Raw genomic sequence first — 18,122 nt, 5'->3', positions numbered from 1 at the left:
GACGTGTTTCGCAATACCGCGAAAGGATTCTCCGATTTGGTGATGCAAGTCGCTTGCGCTTTGCACAACCTTCGTACTGACTTTCGCTATCTGCGATCCTTCTCCTATCAACTTAAAAATTATTTCCAATAATGTCTAATGATATCAAGGCACCTTTCTATGTGCGTTGCATATCTTGCAGGCACAGGATGAACTTGTGAAGTGTCTAACACCAACAACGATAGTGCCCTTGCGGTCTGCGCGTTTGAAAACCAAGTCTAAATAAAAAAGCGACTGGGTTTAGGGCTATAAGCCCTAAGATGAGACGCGTGGCGACTCATCCCAGACGCAAAGCAACTTTACTTCTAAGTGTGAGGAATGGCAAGCATAAATTTGCCGTTGGAGCCTCTCACCCCGCATCCGCCACATGCTCGTCATCGTCAAAATAGCGGCGGCGGGTTTCGGTTTCGGGGCGGGCGGCAGGTACGCCGAGCGTGACCGGCGTGGTGTCCATCGTCACCCACACGGCACTGCTCACCGAACTTAATGTGGAGTGGGCGGTGGCCTCTATTTGGTAGAGGCCGGCGGGGAGAAGGTGGCGGAAGCTGTTGCGGCCATCCCACAGCCGGGTGTGGATTCCGGCGCTGTAGCGGCGGTTCTCCACCAGCGTGGTCACGGGCCGCCCCATCTCGTCGTTGACGTAGATGGCAACGCGGGCGTTGCGCGACACGTCAAGGCGGATGGTGAGCAGGCTGGCGTCGTCGGGATGGTTGGGGTAGAAGGTGGGACGATCCACCGCCAGGCCCAGCCGAATGGGCCGCCGGAACGCGCCGACCAGGAACCAACCGGCAATCGCCAGCGCCGCCGCGCCGGCAATGCCAGCCGGGAGCGCCCAATCGGCCAACGGAATTTCCGGCAGGCCCGGGAGCACCGTCGGGGGCGGGGCGGCTTCGAACACCACCACGCGCTGAAGCGAGGTTGTGTTTCCGGCGCGGTCGGTGGCGTTGAGGGTGAGCAGGTTGTTGCCTTCCTGCAAAGTGAGGACGGTGCTGAACGCGCCTTGATTGTCGGTTGGGATACTACCGCCGTTGAGCGACAACACCGACCCCGGCTCCACCTTGCCGCTCACGCGCAGGGTGGGCGTGTCTACAATCAGGCCGTCGGGCACGTTGGCAACGGTGATCGTCGGGCCTTGCGTGCGGACGTGAATCACGCGCTCCTCGGTGGCCGCGTTGCCCACCGGGTCGGTGGCGACCACGCGAATGACGTTGTCGCCTTCTTGCAGAAGCAGGTCGAGTGAGAAGTTGCCGCTGGCATCCACCTCTGCCGGTTTGCCGTTCACCGTTACAGCCACGTCGGCGGGAACCTGGCCGTTCACGGCCACAATGTTGGTGTTGAACCAGGTGTCGGCGGCGGGCGCGGCCAGCACAATGCCCGGCGGCGCGGTTCGCAGAACCACGTCCGACTCAACCTGATTGGTGTTGCCGGCCGAGTCCGAGGCGCGCACGGAGACGATGTTCGAGCCTTCGACGAGTTGGCGGGTGACGCGGAACGTGCCGGTGGCGTCCACCAGCACCGGCGCCGGATCGTTGTTGACGAACACCGTCGCATCCGAGGATGTGGAGCCTTCAATTTGGAATGTAGAAGTGCGCGTGGTTTGCGTGGGCGGGAAGTTGGCAATGACGAGCGAGGGCGGCGTGTTGTCCACCGCCACCGACGTTGTTTGATCCACACTTTGTAGCGTGCCAGCCGCCGCCACTTTGATTGTGTAGTTGCCGTCGGCCACGGTGTTGCCGCCCTGGTCGCGCCCGTCCCAGGCCGCCGAATGTTGACCGGCCGTCTGCGGCAGTTCTTTCATCAGGGTGCGCACGGTCTGCCCGGCCCCGTTCAACACCTCGGCGCTCACCGTCGCCTTCTCGGACAAATTGTAGAAGATGGCGATCTCGTCGAGCGTGCCGTCACGGTTGGGCGAGAAGAGAGTCTGATCGGTTGTGAGCGTGAGCTTGGGTTTGCGCAGCCAGTCGAGAGGGAACATGACGAACAGCAACGCCAACACGCCCACAGCGGCGACGACGTAGAGTGCCGGGGGCAGGCTGAGAGTTGTTCGTGGCCGCCGACGCTGGCGGCTTCGGCCCGATTCGGGGCGGGTGTACAGGTCGGACATTCAGTGAAGAGTGAACAGTGAATAGTGATCAGTCGAGTTCGAGCATGATGACGTCGTCGTCTTTGTCGTTTGAGATTGACGGGTTGGCCGTCACTGTTTGAGAGGCGGGATCGGACTCCGCTCCCCCAACCGATGACGGCTGAAACTTCACCGGCAGGATTCGCATTTTGGATCGTCGCGCCGGTCGATTCAAAATGTAGCGCGCCGCATACGTCGCTCCGGCGATTAGCGCCGCCGCCAGAATCCCTAATGACAACCAGGGGTCACTCCACAAAAGCGCGAGCGGCCCCAATTGTAACCAGATGGGGAGAGCGAAGATGCTGAACCAGATGAGGAGCGCGCCGGCGAGCAGGGAGACGATCAGGTTCAACCACGGGCGGCGCTCGGCCCACAATTGTCGCCTGAGCCAGCCGACGAGCGCCCCGGCCAGCCCCCACAATAATACTTGAAGCACATCTAAAAGCAACAGGCTGGAACGCCCGGTGTTGAACGGCTCGACGATGAGCTTTAGGGTGTCGAGCGAGTTCTGGCCGGTGTAGCGGGCGCTGATAGCGTTGAAGAAGATGGGCTGTTGATGCAGGGCCAGCAGGCCGGTGGAATGGCCGGCCATGCCGCCCGCCACTTTGAGCCACAGGGCCGACAGCGCGCCCACCCAGAAGCCGCCGCCCGGCCCCAGCGTCATCCCGGCCATCAGCGGGCCAATGCCGGAGATGAGATTCCAGGCCAGCATGGGCGTGGCGGTGATCAGCAGAGTCCAGGGCAGGCGGCGCAGAATGGGCGACTGGGCCAGGACGGCGACGGCGAGAAAGAGGCTGGCCAGGTAGGGCGAGAGAGTCCACAGCGGCCACATGGCCAGGGCCACGGCTAAAAAGTAGCCAAGCGTTGTGTTGTAGAGCGCGGCGCAGAAGAGGGCGATGAGGATAAAAGGCAACCAGTCGGAAGGGTAGGCGGGCCGGGCCTGATAGAGAACTTGCGACAGGGCAGCCAGCCCAACAGCCGACACGCCGCGCTCGACCACGTCGCGGCGAGTCTGATATTGAAAAACAATGCGCGCCCACAGGCGGCGGAAGAAGAGTCTCATAGTTACACGTCAACAAATTCACCGCGAAGACGCGAAGGGCGCAAAGTTGTTTTCTAATTTCTTCGCGTTCTTTGCGCCTTTGCGGTTCAATTCTCTTACCGTTCAGGCACGGCGGCAGTGACAGCGCCACCGGCAGGCCGGGCGTGGCGGCGGCCCCAGCTGCGTAAGGCTTCCACTTGGTCGCGCATGGTTTGCGAGAGCGGCACGGTCTGGCTGATGTTATTCAGCAGGCCGCCCATTTCAAGATCATGGCCTTCGTCGAAAGCGTCGTACATGGCGGCGATGATGACCTGCTCGATCTCGGCTCCGCTGAAGCCGTCGCTCTCGGCGGCCAGTTGGCGTAGATCGAAGTTCTCAGGCTGGCGGTTGCGCTTGCGAAAATGAATGGCCCAAATCTCTTGGCGCTCAGGCAGAGTCGGCAAGTCCACAAAAAAGATTTCGTCGAAGCGCCCGCGCCGCAGAGTCTCCGGCGGCAGAGCCGAGATGTCGTTGGCGGTGGCCACGGTGAACACGGGCGACTTCTTCTCCTGCATCCAGGTAAGGAATGTGCCAAACACGCGGGCGGCGGTTCCGGCGTCCGAGCGGCCCGACGAAGCCGTGCCGGCCAACCCCTTATCAATTTCGTCCAACCAAACCACTGCCGGCGAAACATTCTCGGCCAGTCGCAACGCCTGACGCATATTGTGTTCCGAAGCGCCCACCAGTTCGCCGAAGACGCGGCCCATGTCGAGCCGCAGGAGCGGCAGGTGCCACTGGTTGGCGATGGCTTTGGCGATGAGGCTCTTGCCACTGCCCGACACGCCGAGCAGGAGCAGGCCGCGCGGCTCGGGCAGGCCAAAGCGCCGCGCCCGTTCGCTGAAGGCGTTGCCGCGCTTGCGAAGCCACTCTTTGAGATCGCTCATGCCGCCCACGTCTTCAAAATCTTCCGGCGCGGCGAAGAACTCCATGACTTTGGATTTTTGGATGAGGTGCTGTTTCTCGGCGATGATCACGTCCAGGTCGAGCCGCCGGTGCATGACGAGCGACTTGGCGAAGACGTTTTCGGCTTCGGTGCAGGTGAGGCCCTGCGCGGCGCGAACGATCTGCGCTCGCTGTTCTTCGTCCAACTCCAGCCCCTGCTCGCCCAGGAATCGCGCCGAACGCAGAACACGATCCAGCGCGCCGGCCAGTTCGTCGGCGGCGGGCAGTGAGTAGTCAAGGACGGTGATGTCCTTCTCCAGTTCGGGCGGGTAGGCCAGCACCGGCGAGAGCAGGACGAGGGTCTTGGGACTCTCCTTGAGGTGGCCGATCAGGTCACGTAGTTTGCGGACGACGACGGCGTTTTCGAGCGGCAGGCGGGCGTTGTCGAGAAAGGGGTGAAAGTCTTTGAGGACGAAGATGGCCGACTCGCGCGAACTGGCGATCACGTCCAGCACCTGCAAAGGCTCGCGCGCGCCGCCGTCCACGACGATGGGCTTGAGGGTGGAGATGTCGGCCACACCTTCGGTGAGCGTCCAGCCGAACAACTGCTTGTGCCGCCGGGCGGCCACGCTCCGCAAAAGTTCCTCCACTCGCCGCTCTTCGGCAGAGACGATGTAGATGATGGGATACTTGGCCCGGATGAGCAGTTCCAGCGCCTGTTCTTTATCTTCGGTCATCATTGGGCGGGTATTGTAGTATAGAGTGAGGTTTTACGCATCTGGGTCAACGGATTGAACAGATTTAGCGGATTTGTGTTTTATCTGCGCTCATCCGCGTGAATCTGCGTCCAAATTTGCGTCCAGGCATAAGGCCACTATAATCAGCCGCCATGCCTGATCGCTCCCGCCTCTACAACCTCCTCACCGGCCTCATCGCCAGCCTGACTCTGGTCTTCGTCGTTTGGGCCGCCGTCGTCGTCGCCAACCCTCGGTCGCGCCTCAACCCGTTTCCGCCGCCCACTGCTGTGGCCGCTCGTGTCTTGCCGCCGCTTCTGGTCACTGCCGCGCCCACACTCACCCCAACATCTACCTCGATGCACACTGCCACCTTCACCCCCACCAGCACATTCACGCCTACAGAAACGCCGACCCCGACACCGACGGTCACACCCGTCATCCCGCCCACCAGCACGAACACGCCGCCCCTGCCCACAGTCGCCGTGACGGCCACCCAACCGCCTCCGCCGCCACCCACAATCGTCCGCTCCACCAACACCGCCGCCCAGGCGCCGCCGGTTCTCGCAGGCGACTTTGAACTGGGCGGGCAAGTGTCCAGCTTCAACTACCCGGATCAAATGAAACAGGCTGGCATGACGTGGGTCAAGCGCCAGCAACGGTGGGGGCCGGGCTCAAACCCCGCCGAAGCCGCCGGCTACATCAACGACGCGCACGGCAAAGGATTCAAAATTCTGCTCACCGTTCTGGGCGACCCCGAAACTTTGCGGGGCGGGGCGAACTACGCCGAGTTTGCCACTTATGTGGGCGAAGTGGCGGCGCTCGGCGCAGATGCGATTGAAGTGTGGAACGAGATGAATATTGATCGCGAGTGGCCCGCGGGGGAGATCAACCCGGCCACTTACACCGAATTGCTCAAGGGCGCGTACAACGCCATCAAAACCCGCAACCCGGCCACGCTGGTGATCTCCGGCGCGCCGGCCCCTACGGGATTCTTCGGCGGCTGTTCGGGCGCGGGCTGTGACGACGGCTTCTACATTCAAGGCCTGGTGAACGCGGGCGCTCTGAACTACGTTGACTGCCTCGGCATTCATTACAACGAAGGCGTGCTCTCGCCCACGCAGACGAGCGGCGACCCGCGCGGCAACCCCAACCACTACACCCGTTATTATCAAACGATGGTGGACACTTACTACAACGCCGGCGGCGGCAAACGCAAATTGTGTTTCACCGAGTTGGGTTACCTGAGCGGCGACGGCTACAGCCCGCCGCTGGCCGAGGCCGCGCCCGGCTTTGCCTGGGCAACCGACACCTCTGCCGACGAGCAGGCGCTATGGCTGGCCGAGGCCGCCAGCCTCTCGCGCCAGAGCGGCAAGGTGCGCCTGATGATCGTCTTCAATATTGATTTTACAGCGTGGGGCCAAGACCCGCAGGGCGGTTACGCCATCATCCGCCCCGGCAACGGTTGCCCGGCGTGCGAGACGTTGCGCGGGGTGATGAATCGGTAGGGGCGATTCACGAATCGTCAATTGGTAGGGGCAATTCACGAATCGTCAATTGGTAGGGGCAATTCACGAATCGTCAATTGGTAGGGGCAATTCATGAATTGCCCTTACAGGCGATCACCCGATTTTATTTGTAGTAGAGGCGGGGTAACCCGCCCCTACACTACGTTCACTTGTTTACTGCCGTTAACAGCCGGAGTGACGGTGTCGGTGGCGGTGATGGTTTGTAAGCCTGACGTTTGGAAGGTGACGCCGGGCGTGAAGAGATGGACGCCGGCATCGCTGGCGATGAACGTGTAATCAGGTGGGAGCACTACGCCCGGGTCGAGATCAGTCGTCGTGAAGCGAACCGTGCCGGTGTAATTCACATCCGTATTACCAAACGTGTCTTTAGCAGTGACGGTGAAACTGTTGGGAATGTTGCGATTCGTCGAGATGGGCAATCCGGTGATCTCAAGCCTCACCGCCGGGCCGGGGTTGACGACGATGCCGGTCTGAGCGCCGGTGATAGCGACATAAAGTGTGTCGTTAACCTTCACCTCGTGGGCCAGGCCGGGCGTCCTCAATTCGATGCCGGTAAACGTGTGAACGCCGTTGTCTGCCGCGACAAAGATGTAATCGAGCGGCAGGATGGCTTGCGAGTCAGTGGAAGTAAAGTGGATAGTTCCAGCATAGGTGGTGAGGGGGGCGCCCGACACATCTTTGGCGGTGACGGTGACACTGTGGGGCGCGCCGGCAAAGGTCGGATTCGCAATGCCAGTCACATCAAAGCTGACAACGAGCGGTGTGGCAGTAGCGGTGGGCGTGGCTGTAGGCGTATTCGTTGCTGTGGCAGTGGCTGTAGCTGTGTTTGTCGCCGTGCCGGTGGCGGTGCGAGTCGGCGTGCTGGAAGCCGTCGGTGTATTCGTGCGCGTGGCCGTGCTGGACGGCGTGAATGTTTGGGTAGCAGTGGCAGTTGCAGTGGCTGTGCCGGTGGCGGTCGCCGTCGCCGTCCGGGTTGCCGTCTTGGAAGGCGTGAAGGTCGGGCCGGGCGTGCGGGTGTTGGACGGAGTGAACGTGGCCGTGCGCGTGAAAGTGGCGGTGCGGGTGAACGTCGGCGTGATCGTCGGCGTCAGGGTGATCACTTCCGGAATCTTGGTCAGCGACCAGTCGGCCAGTTGGATGGTATCAATCGGGTGGGCCGGGCTGGGCGCATTTCCATTTTGCGACTCGGTTTGCTGGCCGGTCGTCAGGTCTTGCGAACCGTTGGCGTTGCGATAACTGCAACGGCCTTCGAGACAGGTGACGATCTCCAGCTTGTTCGTCGAGTTATGCTCGGCGCTCATGAATGAGCCGCGCACTGCGCCCACGCCGATCGGCATTTGCACTTCAAACGTGCCACTGCCCAGGTTTGAAATCATCGCCCACAGCTTGCCGAAATCGAGCGCCAATTTGGTGACCGGCGCATTCGCCTGGCCGCTCAAGTCGGCGAGCGTCAATTGCGTCTGCGAACTCAGGCGGACGATGCCGCCCTCGCTCAACGTGATCTTCACCGAACTGTTTTCGCTGGTGAGCACGGTGGTTCCGGGGCCGATGGTGAGATCGGTCTGGACTTGAGACCACGACTCGGCGCCCGGCGCTTTGACCTGAACATTGCCCTTGATTTCTGAGAGCGAGGCATAACGAACCGGCGGCGGTTCGGTGGCGGTTTCGGTGGGAACGAGGGTGACGGTGGGAGACGGCGTCTCGGTGAGAGGCGGGGTCGCCGACGGGGTCGCCGTCGGCAGGCTGGTGACATCCACGATCAACGTCGCCTGAGTCGGTTGCGGAGTCTGGTTGCGGACGGCGACGAAATAAATGACGCCACACCCGACGAGCATCACCAGCGTCATGGCCGCGATGGCCACGCCGATCATCAAACGCGGATCTAAATTGAAGGGATCGAAGGAGCCACGCTTCGGGCCTTCTTCTTCCGGCTCAGGTTCGTCGCCCGAGCCGCGCAGTTTGGACAGGAAGTCGTCGTCTTTGTTGGCCATACGAAACCCTTGATTAATCGGGGACGCCGGGCTTTTGCGTTTGATTCCGCAAAGGCCCGGCGTCTAGTCTAGCACAAGAGACGACTCTGGGAAACTGCCGTCTCGGTGGTTGCTTCAGGTTCGCCCGCAGTTGTACTGCCGCCCGAACGTTTGAATAGTCACTGGCTTATCTCAATCGTCGTTCATGATCCACAGTTCCGACGGCCCGGTGATGGTGACGGTTCCGGCCACCGCGCTCAGGTTCAAGGTCAAACACTCGTCTGGTTCCACGACTGCGTCACCATTAATAGTGATAGCGAAGCTCGCGGACAGATCACCCGGGTTGTAAGTAAGTTGGCCGTTGGCCGTCACGTAATCGCTTCCGGCGGAGGCCACGTTCGCGCCGCAACTGCCACCCGGTGTCGTCGAGTAACCCAGGATAATAGTCTGCCCGGACTGGCGCGAAAGGTTGACGGAGATCGTCGCTGTTGAAGTGCCGCTGTTGCCTTCGGATTTGGTGTAGGGTGAGAGGCTGAAGCTGGCCACCGGCGCCGGGTCGCCGTCGTCGGTGATGGTGGCGGTTGACCGGTCATTGGGCGTGGCCAGCAGAGTGGCCTTGATTGCATTTGAGAGCACCAGGTCGAAGCTTTCGTTCATTTCGTTCAGCACATCGCCCTTGATGGTGATGGAAATGGTCTGTGGGCCGACAGTGTTTGGCGGGAAAGTGAGAGTGGTGGTCGTCTTGCCGACATAGTCAGCGCCGTCTTTGGCAAAGCCGTCGCCAGAGCCTTCAACGGTAGCGTAATCCACCGTAATCGTTTGGCCGGAGGCGGTAGACAGAGTGACATCAAAGGTCAGAATGGACGTTGCCCCCAGGCCGCCCGGTTCAACCACGGCAACGGTGCCGGGCGTGATGTTGACAGTGGGCTGCAGGTCGTCATTGGTGATCGTGAGCGTAGCAGTATCCACACCACCTGCTGCAGTGTTGGTCTCGTTAGTGAGTTGGAGGAAGACGGTCTCGTCCTGTTCGTTGAGTGTGTCGCCGCAGACAGCCAGATTGAAGGTTTGGGTGAGGACTCCGGGCACAAAGGTCAGGGTTCCGGCCGGCGTCACGTAATCCACACCACCGCCGCAGGCCCCGCCGCCAGTGGCTGTGCCGCCCGCAAATGAGCTGTAGTCTACTGTCACTGTGGTGGTGTTGGCGTAAGCGCGGCTCAGATTGACGATGATGGCCGCATTGGTCGTTCCGGCGTTGCCTTCTGGCGCGGTGTAGGCAGGAGTGGAGAAGGCGAGTACTGGCGGCGGGCTGTCGTTGATGGTGACGTTGGCGCCGGACGGAGTGCCGAGGGCAGTTTGAGGACCAGGGTTTGTAAGAAGAACTTGGAACGTCTCGTTCGACTCGGTGAGGCCGTCGTCAATGAGGGTGATGTCGATGTTTCTGCTTGTCTGGTTGGGATTGAAGGTGATGATCTGGCTGACAATGGGCGTGAAGTCCGCACCAGAGGTGGCGTCGAGCGAGCTGCTACCGGTGATAGCCGTGTCTAGTTGCACTGAGACAAAGGTGGAAAGTGTGGCGTTGAGATTAATAGTGATCGTTACCTTGCCTGCGCTCTCGCCCGCCGAGTAGGTCGCGGTGCTAAATGAGAAAGCAGGCAAGGGAGTGGCGGTCTTTGTTGGCGTGGAAATTGGCGTGTTTGAGGGATTGGCGCTGGCGAAGGCGGTTTCGGTTTGCTGGGCAAAAGCCGTTTGGAGGGCGAACTGGCTGGCGGCGGCGCGTGCAGTGGCGGCCTCGTTAGTCAGTCTTATATTTACTGCAAAAGCTGTGGCCGTAAAGAACTGATTAGTAGCATTAGCATTAGCCGTTCCAGAAATATTGGTGGCATTTTGATTCGCCGTGGCGACAGCCGCTGTTGCCGTTTTTGCCCCGCTCGTCGAACCGGCCCCGGCTGTGGCCGTCAGGTTGATAGCGGAAACGGTTTGGGTTAGTTGGTTGCTGGCGGCAGTGGAAGTTTGCGCGCTGTTGGTGCCGGCCGCGCCTTGCGTGGCCGTGAAGTTTGGCGTGTTAACCGGCGTGCGAGTGTTGGTGGGCGTGCGCGTCACCGAGGGCGTGAAAGTCGGGGTAATGGTCGGAGTCAAAGTGACCACTTCCGGCACGCGGGTCGGCGACCAGCTATCCACCTGGTTGGGGTCCATCGGGTCTACCGGGCCGGGCACGCCGCCGCCGTCGGAGATCACCTGTTGGAGGGTAGCCAGGTCAATGACGCCGACACTGTTGGCGTAACGGCATTTGCCGTCGAGACAGGTGATAATGTCCAGAATCTGGGTGGAGTTATGCTCAACCCCCATGAACGACGAGCCTTCCAGCAGAGAGGCCAGGCCAATCGGCGTCTCCACTTCAAACTTCCCCAACCCCAGGTCGTTGCCCACAATCGCCCACACTTTGCCAAAGTCAATCTTCAGTTTGGTGAGCGGATCAAGGGTGGTGCCGCGCAGTTCGGCCAGAACAATTTGAGTCTGCGAACTGACCCGGATGGTTGTGCCTTCGGTTGTGGTCAGCTTGACGCTACTGCCTTCGCTGGTGAGGATGGTCGTGCCTTCAGGGATGGTTAATTCGCTGGTGACGGTGACCCAGTCGCTGTTGGCCGGAGTTTTGATCAGAACCGAGCCACGAATTTCGGATAGAGTGGCAAAGCGGATGGAGGGAACGTCGGTGTTGGTGGCGGAGGGGGTTTCAGTGGCCCCGTCACCGCCGCCGCCGATGCCATCTCCAGGCGTCGGTTCGAGAGTGTCGGACGGAATGGGTGTGAGCGACGGCGTCAACGTAGGCAGGCTGGTGACGGCCACTATCGTCTGCCCTTGGGTGGGCGCTGGCCGATTGCCAAGCAGAAAGAAGATGCCAGCACAGCCGCCAATCAGCACGATTGCTACGATGATGGCGACAATAATCAAAGTTTGGCGCTGTCGCTGGGCTTCCTCAGGCGTTTGAATTTCGTCGGTGTAAGACATTGAAACTCTCCGAACAAGATTCCACAAAAAGTGTGGTGATGGCCGAAAGTATAGGATAGATTGAAAAATAGGGCAACTCGCCGGAGGCCTGGCAAGAGGTGCCACCTTCATGCTACACCCGAAGCGCCGACAAGATTGCGGTTTGCAAGGTTGCGGCAAGCACTCTTTGACCCGGATAAGACTTTGTGTCAACGGCCCACAAATAAAAAACGTGCCTGCGGTTGCAGACACGTTTTGAAAAGCGGGAGAGAAAACCTGGCTAAGATGCGGTAGCCAGGGGGCGGGCGCCAAAGATAGGCGTTTCTTCTTCGGGCGTTGTGCCGTCCGTCATACGCACTTGCCCGCGCAGGAAGCCGCCTTCTTCAGTCGTGAATGCGCCGGTGATCAAGTCGCCGTAGATTCGGCCCGTGCGCATGATGTCTACACGTTTGGCAGTGATATTGCCTTTGACCGAGCCGGCCACCGAAACGCTCTCGGCAGAAATGTCGGCCACCACTCGAGCGCCTTCGCCGATCACCAGCGGCCCTTTGACCGAAAGATTGCCGTCGAATGAGCCGTCAATGCGCGCACCGCCCTCGGCCACGATAGTGCCGTTGAGAGTCGAGCCAGGGCCAATAACAGTTTGAATCTTGTGGCTATTGGAAAAAGCTGGAATTAGCGAAGAGTCCGATTGTGAAGAGTCTTTTCCCCCGGGACGTCGAAACATGTGCTTCTCCTCAAGTTTGGGACGATTGTCCAAGTTGTGTCCAAGAGTTTAGTCACCCGGCATTTGTCTGTCAACCGTCGCTTGCCCTTCTTATTCGAGCGTATGTTCTATAAAATGGGTGCAATCCTTAGTTTCAAGCCAAAATAAGAAACATTGCAGTTTTGGTGTCACAGTACATTGCAATGCGGTTGTTGAACATAACGTTTCAGAATATCGGGTTTGGCAATGTTTCGGCGGCCACAGCCTCAAAATCAATTTGCTCGCCGAGCATGAGCGCCGCCAATTGATTCGACGGAGCGCCGCTGGTAAAAGCGGCGAGAATGCTTGAGTGAGACTCGGTATTTAATAACTGACGCTGATCAAGGATGCGCCCCACCTGCCGGGCAACAGCCGGAGCCGGATCGACGATGGCGACGGTTGGGCCGACGATGTGCTGGATGGCCGGGATGAGAAACGAGTAATGGGTGCAGGCCAGCACCAGCGAGTCGATGCCGTCCGCAATCAACGGATCAAGATACTCGTGCAAAAGTTTGTGCGTGCGCGGCGATTCAAACTCTCCGGCCTCCACTTGCATCACCAGGCCGGGGCAGGCTTTGGTGAGAACGGCCACGCCCTGAGCAAAGCGGTCAACCACGCTGGCAAACAATTCGCTCTGACAAGTGGCCTGGGTGGCGATCACGCCAACGACGCGGCTTTTGGTTTGCTCGGCGGCCGGCTTGACAGCCGGTTCCATGCCCACAAACGGCGCGTGAGGAAATGTTTGCCGCAAGTGGGCCAGCGCGGCGGCCGAGGCCGTATTGCAGGCCACAACAATCACTTTTGCCCCACGCTCAAGCAGGAAGCGAGTAATTTGATCTGAGAACTGGCGGATTTCCGAGACGGGGCGGGGGCCGTAGGGCAGGCGGCCCTGATCGGCAAAGTAGAGGATGGACTCGCGTGGCAATTGCCGCCGGACTTCTTTGAGAATGGAAAGCCCGCCCAGCCCCGAGTCGAAGATGCCGATGGGCCGAGAGTCGCTCATGGGGTTAACTGGCGGCTTTCACCAACGCCTGAAACAAGCCGCGCATCTCCGGCTGATCCTGCAACCATTCTGGGTGCCACTGCACGCCGAGCGCGAAACGATGCCCCGGCACTTCAATGCCTTCGATGACGCCGTCAGGGGCGCTGGCCACCACTTCCAGGCTAGGGGCGGCGCTCGCCACTGCCTGATGATGCAGGCTGTTGACCTGGACGATAGGCTTACCCAGAATTTCGGCCAGCCGTGTTTCTTCGCCGATGGAAACAGGGTGGACAATTTTGTTTCGGGGGTAGCCGGGGAAGTAGTTGTGTTTGGCCGCCCCTTCAATGTGGCTGGCAATGTCAATGACCAAACTTCCCCCGAGCGCGGCATTCATCACCTGAGCGCCCCGGCAAATTCCCAGAAACGGCTTTTCTTCCTTCACCGCCCACCGCACCAGGTTGTATTCCACTCGATCACGATCCTGATCAATGCCATAAACGGTTTCGTGGGTCGGAACGCTCAACCGTTCCGGGTCAATATCGCCGCCGCCCGAAAGGATGATGCCGTCGAGCCGCTCGAATAAGTCGCGCAACTCCGGCTCGGTCTGGCCAAGCGGCAGAAGCACGGGCGCGCCGCCGTTGTTGCGAACCGAATCAACATAGGCGGCCATGATGGCGAACATATCTTTCTTGCCTTCGTCGGAGTCGCGGCGGTGAGTGGTGATGCCAATTAAAGGTCGAGGCATAAACGTTGGTAGGCAGAAAGCAAAAAGCAGAAAGCAGGATAACTCTACTGCTTTCTGCCTACTGTCATTTGCATACTGGTTGGATCAGGCTTTGGCTTCGCGTTTTTCGCGCAGGCGAGCTTTCTTGCCGGTCAGGTTTCGCAGGTAGTAAAGCTGGGCGCGGCGGACCGAAGCGTGGCGGGTGACTTCCACTTTTTCGATGCGCGGCGAGCGGAGCAGGAAGGTGCGCTCCACGCCGATGCCGTGCGAAGCTGTGCGGCGGACGGTGAAGTTGGCGTTGTTGCCGCTCTTGCGCAGGCGGATGATGGTGCCTTTGAATTCCTGAATGCGTTCCTTGTCGCCTTCCTTGATGCGAACGTGAACGCTGACCGAGTCGCCGGAATTTAATTCCGGAATGTGTGAGTTGGGTTTGCCTTCGACGGCTTTGATTAAGTCAGCCATGATGGATTTCCTTGCGCTTTCAACAGACAAAGTTTTGCCGCCCAAATTTCGGGCGGCGGAACGAAATTTTACCATAGCGACCGCCGACCGTCTAGGGTTTGGCGCTTTTCGCGCATTTTGCGGCTCAACTTGCAGTCGCCAGACAACTTGAGCCTATTCTGAAATGCTCCTGTTTTATGGCCGATTTTTCTTTTGAAGCAGAATCAGTTCATGCTCAAGCCTGACAACGCCCGCTCTAAATTCACCAGCCTCTTCCTTCTGATTCTTATTCTTCTGACTCTGGCGCTCCCCGTCAACGCCAACGGCAACATCGTCTACGTCGGCGACCGAACCCTCAACCTGCGCGCCGGCCCCGGCCTCAACTTCACATCCATTGCCGAACTGTATCCCGGCGAGCCTCTCGCCGTCATCATCAAAGACGGCCTGTGGCTCAACGTCAAACGCGCCGGCGGGCAGAGTGGGTGGGTCAACGGTTTCTACGTCGGCTCCACCTTGCCCAACTCGGCCATCGTTCAATATAAAACCGTCATCGTAGACACCGGCAAGCTCAACCTTCGTTCCGGCCCCGGCCTCAAATATTCATCCATTGCCGAAATCCCTGAAGGAGAAACGCTAAACGTCATTGCTCGCTCCGGACTCTGGATCAACGTGCAACGGACGAACGGTATGACAGGCTGGGTGAACAAGACTTACACGCGACCGGTCGGGGTGACCGCCTCTGCGCCTCAACCGGCGGCGACGGCCCAACCCTCATCCCCTTCCTCCTCAAGCGGCTCGTTTGCTGTTGTCAACTCTGCCTTTGTTAACCTGCGGGCCGGCCCAGGCTTTGAGTTCGATGTATTGGCTGAAATACCGTTCGGCGAAACGCTCGTGGTCGTGGGCCGTTCTGGGGCCTGGATCAACACCCGGCGAAGCAACGGCCAGGAAGGCTGGGCGAGTTCGGCAGTTCTCAAACTGTCCGGCACAGCGCCTATCATTTCTTCGCCGCCAACGCTTTCACCCACCAAACCGTCTTCATCGCTCACGCCAACACCCACAGCCACCACGCCAGCCAGCAACGCCTTCTGCCGTCAGGGCAACGTGTTGGCCGGAGTCCACGATCCAGATCGCCTTCAAGTGCTCCGAACCTGCCTTACCGTCACCGGCGTTGTCGCCGAAATCACAACCGCCGACGATGGCGACGTCACCTTCCGCTTGCGCCTCGACTCGGCTTACACCTGGACGCTCAACGATGTGAACCGGACACGCCTGCGCGGCTACCTGCAAATAGAAATCATCCCCGCCGATCAAGACAGCGTTGCCACACCCACCATTGGCGACCGGGTGGCCGTCACCGGCGCTTACGTCACCGACACGGTGCATGGCTGGAATGAAATTCACCCGGCCTGGCAGGTGGACACTTTGCCTTAATTCTTCTTTGGCGCGTCCTTCTTTGTAGTTTGAGGCGTCGGTTTCGCCAGCCGCTCCAACTCAACCAGACGTTCCTCCAACCCCTTCAGCAGTTGCAGGATTTGCCCAACCGCCTGCTCGGTGGTGATGGCTCCGCTCTTCCATGCCAGCAAAACGCCGTCCAGCCCATAAGTGCCCATGATTGCCTCCTGTATTCAAATTCATGTAATGTTGATAATTTTTTCGGGGAGGTGAACTCCCCGACACGTGCCCATAGTTTACATGAATTCGTATCGAGAGTCAAGACCCGGTTTTCGCCGTCTTCTCGGTGGGCGGCTCTTCGCCATAATCGAACCTGGCCTTCTCGGCCACGATATTCAGCACTTTTACTGATGCGCCTTTGGGATAGTGATAGCCGCACTCCCACTGGCTCACGGTTTGCTGGAGGATGCCCAGCTCTTCGGCGAATCGGGCTTGTGTCAGGCCCAGAAACTCGCGCAAAGCCTTGACTTTTTCGGCGTCCCACTCGTAAGTTTTTGACCGGCGCGCGCGGCGGGTGGGATATTTGATGCTGGCGGTTTTTTTAGGCTTGGGTGGCATAGTTAGTTGTCGTCTCAGTTTGTTAGCCTGATTTTACACCAATTGGCAAAACCATGATTGACGCGGCCTGTTCTTTGGCGCTATACTTGTCTCAATGGAGGTGACCTATGGCTGAAGAAAAGACTGAACACAAACATCTGCACGATTTTATCCCTGAAGAGACACGCGAGCATCTCAAAGCGGCGCGAGAGGAAATGTGCAAGGGCATGGAAACGCTCCTAGAGCCGGTTGCTCGTTGAGATAAAGCATTGCGCCTACGGCCAGTAAAGCGGTGAACACTAATCCGCCCGTCAGGCGGTTAAGGGCGGCGCTGAGCCGGTCGGCTTGCAGTTTTTGTTCGGGCGAGGGGCGGCTGATGACGGTGATTTCGCCGCGCTCGATTCGAGTCAGAGCTGAGTCCAGCCGGGCTGGCAGGGCAACCAGTTTTCGGCCCCACTCCAGAATTTCGTTGAGCCAAAAATCCAGGCCGCCGTCGCCTGTCTCTTCGGCCAGCAATGTTTGGGCAAACGGGGTGATGCTGAGGAACAGGTTGAAGTCGGGGTTGAGGCCGGTGCACATGCCCGACAGGATGGCGACGGTGCGACCGAGATAGATCAGATTCTCCGGCACTTGAAACGGAAGCTCAAACATCAAATCGCGAAACTGGCGCATGAACTTTCTCATCTCACGCGGATCCGTCTGCCGCAATTCTTTCATGGACTTGCCCCAGAAACGATCAAAGACGGCCGTCTCGGCTTCGATGATGCGGTCAACGTCGGCGCCGGGCAGGAGGGCGTTGGCGGCCACGAAGGAGTGGACGAGCCGGGCCGGGTCGCGGGTTCCAACGGCCACGGCGGCTTCACGCAAGGCGGCGCGGATGGCGGGCGTGATCTGGCCCACCATGCCAAAGTCTACAAAGATGAGTCGCCAATCGTGCTCACCATTGGCCGGTTCGACGAATAAGTTGCCGGGGTGAGGGTCGGCGTGGAAGAAGCCGACGTTGAAGATTTGATAGAGGTAAGTTTGGAAGAGGCGCTCGGCCACGTCGGCGCGATTAATGCCGGCGGCGGTGATGGCGGCGTAGTCGGTGATTTTGATGAAGTAGACGTCTTCGAGGGCCAGGACGCGGAGCGTTGAATGGCCGGGATAGAGTTTGGGGATGCGCACGCCGGGGTTGCCGTTGAACATGTCGGCGAAGCGGACGGCGTTTTGCGCTTCGGCCACGTAATTGAGTTCGTCGCGCAGGGTGGCGCTGAATTCGGCCAGCAGGGCCTCGACGTTGGCGCGTTTACTGATGGGCCGATAATGCTTAAGCCAACTGACGACGGTACGCAGGGCGGCGAGATCGATCTCGACAACATGCTCAATGTTGGGCCGTTGAATTTTGATCACGACTTTTTCGCCGCTGGAGAGTGTGGCCCGGTGAGCCTGCCCCAGCGAGGCGGCGGCCAGCGGCGTTTCGTCGAATGAGGCAAACTTTTCGGTTAATGTCCCTTTCAGTTCAGCTTCGGCGACGGTCCTGATGCGCGAGAAAGTTTCGGCGGGAACTTCGTCTTGCAGGCCGCTCAGTTCTTCGGTGATGTAGTCGGGCAGAACGTCCACACGGGACGAGAGGAACTGGCCGACTTTGATGAGCACGCCGCCCATGCGAATGGCAACGGCCCGGAAGCGGCGGGCGGCGGCGGTGTAGCGGGCCTGGGCGGTTCGGTTGGCGAGCGCGCGAAAGCCGAGTCGGCGAAGGATGATTTCCCAAAAGATGAAATTGAGGACGATGCGGCCAAAAAAGAGGACGATGCTAAGGTAGCGGCGGTTGAGGAGCACGCGGGAATCATATCACTGTTGAGGCAATAAAAAAGCCGCCGTTTTTTTCTAAAAAGCGGCGGCTTCAGGCAGAATCGT

General features: G+C 59.6%; 14 protein-coding genes. 2 read left to right on the top strand and 12 right to left on the bottom strand.

Annotated elements, in window-relative coordinates:
• Window positions 1–388: 388 nt before the first annotated feature.
• The 3 genes from HYZ49_17025 to HYZ49_17015 form a co-directional block, all read right to left on the bottom strand.
• Window positions 389–2,143, bottom strand: coding sequence for a hypothetical protein (locus tag HYZ49_17025; GenBank protein ID MBI3243987.1), 1,755 nt, complete (start codon window positions 2,141–2,143; stop codon window positions 389–391).
• Between the two features lie 28 nt (window positions 2,144–2,171).
• Entirely contained in the window at window positions 2,172–3,224 is a 1,053-nt protein-coding gene (locus HYZ49_17020; protein MBI3243986.1) for a hypothetical protein, read from the bottom strand.
• 95 nt (window positions 3,225–3,319) lie between these two features.
• Window positions 3,320–4,861, bottom strand: coding sequence for an AAA family ATPase (locus HYZ49_17015; GenBank protein MBI3243985.1), 1,542 nt, complete (start codon window positions 4,859–4,861; stop codon window positions 3,320–3,322).
• A gap of 152 nt (window positions 4,862–5,013) precedes the next feature.
• Between HYZ49_17015 and HYZ49_17010 the strand changes: the two genes are divergently transcribed.
• Window positions 5,014–6,366 (top strand): hypothetical protein, encoded by a 1,353-nt coding sequence (locus HYZ49_17010; GenBank protein MBI3243984.1) that lies wholly within the window; start codon window positions 5,014–5,016, stop codon window positions 6,364–6,366.
• Between the two features lie 155 nt (window positions 6,367–6,521).
• On the opposite strand, the gene HYZ49_17005 is transcribed toward HYZ49_17010, so the two are convergent.
• The 6 genes from HYZ49_17005 to rplS form a co-directional block, all read right to left on the bottom strand.
• Window positions 6,522–8,378: a FecR domain-containing protein gene (locus tag HYZ49_17005; protein MBI3243983.1), complete on the bottom strand. Its 1,857-nt coding sequence runs from the start codon at window positions 8,376–8,378 to the stop codon at window positions 6,522–6,524.
• Window positions 8,379–8,549: 171 nt separating this feature from the next.
• Window positions 8,550–11,363: a FecR domain-containing protein gene (locus tag HYZ49_17000; protein ID MBI3243982.1), complete on the bottom strand. Its 2,814-nt coding sequence runs from the start codon at window positions 11,361–11,363 to the stop codon at window positions 8,550–8,552.
• A 259-nt stretch (window positions 11,364–11,622) separates the two neighbouring features.
• Window positions 11,623–12,069 (bottom strand): polymer-forming cytoskeletal protein, encoded by a 447-nt coding sequence (locus HYZ49_16995; protein ID MBI3243981.1) that lies wholly within the window; start codon window positions 12,067–12,069, stop codon window positions 11,623–11,625.
• 205 nt (window positions 12,070–12,274) lie between these two features.
• Window positions 12,275–13,090: a glutamate racemase gene (murI, locus tag HYZ49_16990; GenBank protein ID MBI3243980.1), complete on the bottom strand. Its 816-nt coding sequence runs from the start codon at window positions 13,088–13,090 to the stop codon at window positions 12,275–12,277.
• Between the two features lie 4 nt (window positions 13,091–13,094).
• Window positions 13,095–13,814: a gamma-glutamyl-gamma-aminobutyrate hydrolase family protein gene (locus HYZ49_16985; protein MBI3243979.1), complete on the bottom strand. Its 720-nt coding sequence runs from the start codon at window positions 13,812–13,814 to the stop codon at window positions 13,095–13,097.
• 84 nt (window positions 13,815–13,898) lie between these two features.
• On the bottom strand, window positions 13,899–14,255 hold the full coding sequence (rplS, locus tag HYZ49_16980) for a 50S ribosomal protein L19 (GenBank protein MBI3243978.1): 357 nt from the start codon (window positions 14,253–14,255) through the stop codon (window positions 13,899–13,901).
• A gap of 210 nt (window positions 14,256–14,465) precedes the next feature.
• Here rplS and HYZ49_16975 point away from each other — a divergent pair, with 210 nt between their 5' ends.
• A complete protein-coding gene (locus tag HYZ49_16975; GenBank protein ID MBI3243977.1) occupies window positions 14,466–15,665 on the top strand; it encodes an SH3 domain-containing protein in 1,200 nt (399 codons plus the stop codon).
• On the opposite strand, the gene HYZ49_16970 is transcribed toward HYZ49_16975, so the two are convergent.
• From HYZ49_16970 to HYZ49_16960, 3 genes are all read right to left on the bottom strand, one after another.
• A complete protein-coding gene (locus HYZ49_16970; protein MBI3243976.1) occupies window positions 15,662–15,844 on the bottom strand; it encodes a hypothetical protein in 183 nt (60 codons plus the stop codon). The two genes, HYZ49_16975 and HYZ49_16970, sit on opposite strands and share 4 nt — an antisense overlap.
• A 100-nt stretch (window positions 15,845–15,944) precedes the next feature.
• Window positions 15,945–16,244 carry a helix-turn-helix domain-containing protein gene (locus tag HYZ49_16965; GenBank protein ID MBI3243975.1) on the bottom strand — a complete coding sequence of 100 codons (300 nt, stop codon included), beginning with the start codon at window positions 16,242–16,244 and terminating at the stop codon, window positions 15,945–15,947.
• Between the two features lie 174 nt (window positions 16,245–16,418).
• Window positions 16,419–18,044, bottom strand: a complete 1,626-nt coding sequence (locus HYZ49_16960; protein MBI3243974.1) for an AarF/ABC1/UbiB kinase family protein — start codon at window positions 18,042–18,044, stop codon at window positions 16,419–16,421.
• Between the last annotated feature and the right edge of the window lie 78 nt (window positions 18,045–18,122).

Source organism: Chloroflexota bacterium, from assembly GCA_016197225.1.
In the GTDB taxonomy this organism is placed as follows: domain Bacteria; phylum Chloroflexota; class Anaerolineae; order Anaerolineales; family VGOW01; genus VGOW01.
This window is presented reverse-complemented; position numbering and strand designations above follow the sequence as displayed.

Excerpts from the sequence above, each read along its gene's own strand:
- rplS (MBI3243978.1), bottom strand. The coding sequence starts at position 14,255 with ATGGCTGACTTAATCAAAGCCGTCGAAGGCAAACCCAACTCACACATT.
- HYZ49_17025 (MBI3243987.1), bottom strand. The coding sequence starts at position 2,143 with ATGTCCGACCTGTACACCCGCCCCGAATCGGGCCGAAGCCGCCAGCGT.
- HYZ49_17015 (MBI3243985.1), bottom strand. The coding sequence starts at position 4,861 with ATGACCGAAGATAAAGAACAGGCGCTGGAACTGCTCATCCGGGCCAAG.
- HYZ49_17000 (MBI3243982.1), bottom strand. The coding sequence starts at position 11,363 with ATGTCTTACACCGACGAAATTCAAACGCCTGAGGAAGCCCAGCGACAG.
- HYZ49_16965 (MBI3243975.1), bottom strand. The coding sequence starts at position 16,244 with ATGCCACCCAAGCCTAAAAAAACCGCCAGCATCAAATATCCCACCCGC.
- murI (MBI3243980.1), bottom strand. The coding sequence starts at position 13,090 with ATGAGCGACTCTCGGCCCATCGGCATCTTCGACTCGGGGCTGGGCGGG.
- HYZ49_16970 (MBI3243976.1), bottom strand. The coding sequence starts at position 15,844 with ATGGGCACTTATGGGCTGGACGGCGTTTTGCTGGCATGGAAGAGCGGA.
- HYZ49_16995 (MBI3243981.1), bottom strand. The coding sequence starts at position 12,069 with ATGTTTCGACGTCCCGGGGGAAAAGACTCTTCACAATCGGACTCTTCG.
- HYZ49_16975 (MBI3243977.1), top strand. The coding sequence starts at position 14,466 with ATGCTCAAGCCTGACAACGCCCGCTCTAAATTCACCAGCCTCTTCCTT.
- HYZ49_17010 (MBI3243984.1), top strand. The coding sequence starts at position 5,014 with ATGCCTGATCGCTCCCGCCTCTACAACCTCCTCACCGGCCTCATCGCC.
- HYZ49_17005 (MBI3243983.1), bottom strand. The coding sequence starts at position 8,378 with ATGGCCAACAAAGACGACGACTTCCTGTCCAAACTGCGCGGCTCGGGC.
- HYZ49_16985 (MBI3243979.1), bottom strand. The coding sequence starts at position 13,814 with ATGCCTCGACCTTTAATTGGCATCACCACTCACCGCCGCGACTCCGAC.
- HYZ49_17020 (MBI3243986.1), bottom strand. The coding sequence starts at position 3,224 with ATGAGACTCTTCTTCCGCCGCCTGTGGGCGCGCATTGTTTTTCAATAT.